3 protein-coding genes are annotated in these 3,147 nt (G+C 40.0%); all 3 read left to right on the top strand.

The window, feature by feature from the left end; all coding sequences use genetic code 11:
* The first annotated feature begins 30 nt into the window (after positions 1–30).
* The 3 genes from ACFIQE_RS09275 to ACFIQE_RS09265 all read left to right on the top strand — a co-directional run bounded on the left by ACFIQE_RS09275 (position 31) and on the right by ACFIQE_RS09265 (position 3,077).
* Entirely contained in the window at positions 31–993 is a 963-nt protein-coding gene (locus ACFIQE_RS09275) for an L-threonylcarbamoyladenylate synthase (RefSeq protein ID WP_375613034.1), read from the top strand.
* A 2-nt stretch (positions 994–995) separates the two neighbouring features.
* On the top strand, positions 996–2,405 hold the full coding sequence (locus tag ACFIQE_RS09270; protein WP_375707601.1) for an FAD-binding oxidoreductase: 1,410 nt from the start codon (positions 996–998) through the stop codon (positions 2,403–2,405).
* Positions 2,406–2,549: 144 nt separating this feature from the next.
* Positions 2,550–3,077, top strand: coding sequence for a DUF6101 family protein (locus tag ACFIQE_RS09265; protein WP_375628324.1), 528 nt, complete (start codon positions 2,550–2,552; stop codon positions 3,075–3,077).
* The last annotated feature ends 70 nt before the right edge of the window (positions 3,078–3,147 follow it).

The following is a 3,147-nucleotide window of genomic DNA, read 5'->3' as shown; positions in this document are numbered from 1 at the left end:
ACTAAAAGAGTGTTATAGAAATGATGTGTCATGACGATTCTACCACTCGATAGTGCTTCGATAAGAGAGGCAATAGCGCTTCTTGAACAAGGGAAGTTAGTAGCGTTACCAACAGAAACTGTTTATGGATTAGCGGGCGATGCAACCAATGGGAGGGCAATTTCTTCTATTTATTCTACAAAGGGTCGTCCACAAATTAATCCTCTTATTGCGCATGTTAGCGGCATCGAAATGGCGGAACGTTATGTTAAAATTGACTTTCTTTCACGCCAATTAATAGAGGAATTTTGGCCAGGGCCTTTGACATTGGTTTTGCCTTTAAAGGAACAGCATAATATCCATCCTTTAACAACCTCTGGTTTGAATACCTTGGCTGTTCGTTTTCCAGACAGTCGTTTTGCGGAAGTGGTACAACATTTTGGCCGTCCACTTGCTGCTCCTAGTGCGAATCAATCGGGGCGTCTTAGCCCTACTTCAGCTGAGGCTGTTTTTGCATCTTTGGGGGAATCTGTTCCTTTGATATTGGACGGAGGACCTGCTAAAATAGGGCTGGAATCAACGATTATTAAAATTTGTGGTGAAAATATTTATCTTTTGCGTCCAGGGGGGCTTGCGGCTGATGAAATTGAAGAGGTTGTGGGGAAGCCTTTAAAACGGATAGATCAAAGGGCGGCGATTGAAGCTCCTGGGATGTTAAAATCACATTATGCTCCCAATGCTACGGTTCGTTTGAATGTAGAAAAGGTGGAAAATGGTGAAGCGCTTTTAGCATTTGGTTCAAAGCGTGTTATGGGGGCTGAAAATGCCGTTTCTATTTTAAACCTTAGCGAAGATGGAAAGTTGGAAGAGGCAGCCTCTCATTTATTTCAATATATGAAGGAATTAGATTCATTTAAAGTGAGATGTATCGCAGTAGAACCTATTCCATCATACGGATTAGGAGAGGCTATCAATGATCGTCTTATACGGGCTGCGGCTCCAAAGGAGAAATGAACATGGAGCAGGAATTAATTGAAGGGTTTAGGGAAATTGTTGGTGCTAAGCATGCTATAACGGATCAAGCTTTGATTGCACCGTATTTGCTTGAAGAGCGTGGGCTTTTTCATGGAAAAACACCTTTACTTTTACGTCCATCTTCTTGCGCAGAGGTCTCATCGATTATGCAGTTAGCGAGCAAAACGCGCACACCGATTGTGCCACAGGGTGGAAATACAGGGCTTGTGGGGGGACAACAACCAGATGAAGGAGGAGGGAGCGTTCTTTTATCCATGGAGCGATTAAATAAGATTAGAGCTATAAATCTTGAGGGAAATTTTGTTGTTGTAGAGGCTGGTGTTATTTTACAGGATTTACAGAAAAAAGTGGATGAATCAGGTCGTTTTTTCCCTCTTTCTTTGGCATCTGAAGGTTCTTGCCAAGTAGGAGGCAATCTTTCGTCGAATGCTGGAGGGACAGCTGTTTTAGCTTATGGCAATATGCGTGATCTTTGTCTTGGTTTAGAAATTGTTTTACCGGATGGGCGTATTTTAGATGATTTGCGTTTTGTTAAAAAAGACAATAGCGGTTACGATTTAAAAGATCTTTTTATTGGTGCAGAAGGCACATTGGGAGTTATAACCGCAGCCGTTTTGAAGATGTTTCCAAAAATAAAAGGAAAAGCTGTTGCTTTGGTGGGATTATATAGTCCGGCGAAGGCTTTAGAGTTTTTATCTCTGGCTCAAGAATATGGAGGAGGGATGTTGACAGGTTTTGAGCTCATGGGAAATCTCAGTTTGCAAATGGCTTTAGATTATAAGATGTGTGAGAAGCCTCCTCTTCAGCGGAAACATGAATGGTATGTATTAATGAACATTTCATCGTTGCAAGGCAATGATGAGGCGTTATCGGTATTGAGTACTATTTTAGAAGAAGCTTTAAAGAATGCGGTGATAGAAGATGCAGTTGTTGCGCAATCTTTAAAACAGCAAGATTTTTTTTGGCAATTACGAGAAAGTATATCATCAGCACAAAAGTTAGCAGGAGGGTCCATTAAGCATGATATTGCAATCCCACTTGCTTCTATTCCTGATTTTATTGCTGAGGCAGCGCTTATTGTTGAAGATATTGCTCCAGGAGCACGGGTGATTTGTTTTGGACACATGGGCGATGGAAATTTACATTATAATATTACACAACCTGTAGGAGCTGATACGACAGTGTTTTTGCAGTTATGGTCAACAATGAATCATCGCATTCATAGTTTAGTGGTGGACTATAGAGGTGCATTTTCTGCTGAGCATGGAATTGGTCAGCTTAAGCGCGAAGAACTTCGTTCTTTTAAATCGCCTGTCGCATTGGATATTATGCAAGGGATTAAAAAAACACTCGATCCTTTAGGGATAATGAATCCTGGAAAAGTATTATAATTCAAGAATGGTGATCATGCATTTTTGTTTAGATTTTAATAACCAAAAAAGAAACCAGTTGTTTTTTATTCAAACTTTTAATAATCCAATGAGAAAAAGCTGCTAAAGGGTGTATGTTATTTAAGATAAATTGGGATAATGTATATGGCTAATCAATGCTTTAATCAGGCAAAAGCGGTGCTTGAATTTCGGTTAGATCCGTGCCATTTGCCACAAACGACGACATATTTTTCATCCAAAACGGGTAATCAGGTTATTTGTTCGTTAAATGAGCGTGGTGTTTCTTTTAAAACGGATATGCCTTCAAGCTTATCGCATTTAATACCCCCTTATCATTTTCAAGGAATTGCAGCACGTACCGTAAAAACGCGTTCAGGAGAAAGAGCTGTTGCATTAGAATTACTTCATGCCGATGAGGAAGCTTGTATACCGCTTTTGGTTTCCAGAGATTTGAATAATGTTCTTCTGGATTGGCGGTTATGGGCGGATACTTATGGCCTTCCCATGCTTATGATCAATGAAGATAATCGCATTCTGGTTGTAAAAGATCGTTCTGATTTACATCGATTTTTTGGTACAACAGCACATTCTAAACAAAAGCATTTTTTACTTCGTTATAGCAATCCGTTAGGCTTGCGTTTGGTGATTGCGAATCGAATTGCACTCCAGTAAATTAATATGCATTCATTTTTGTACGACCGTCAGCATTTATCTTGTTGTGCTGTAAAACATCGTTGTTTGG

The sequence above is a fragment of the Bartonella sp. AA1HLJMS genome (assembly GCF_042197445.1).
In the GTDB taxonomy this organism is placed as follows: domain Bacteria; phylum Pseudomonadota; class Alphaproteobacteria; order Rhizobiales; family Rhizobiaceae; genus Bartonella.
Note: the sequence above shows the minus strand (reverse complement) of the source record. Positions and strands in the feature narration are given on the sequence as shown.

Bases quoted from the DNA above. Each gene is read 5' to 3' on its own strand.
- ACFIQE_RS09265 (WP_375628324.1), top strand. From the start codon at position 2,550: ATGGCTAATCAATGCTTTAATCAGGCAAAAGCGGTGCTTGAATTTCGG.
- ACFIQE_RS09270 (WP_375707601.1), top strand. From the start codon at position 996: ATGGAGCAGGAATTAATTGAAGGGTTTAGGGAAATTGTTGGTGCTAAG.
- ACFIQE_RS09275 (WP_375613034.1), top strand. From the start codon at position 31: ATGACGATTCTACCACTCGATAGTGCTTCGATAAGAGAGGCAATAGCG.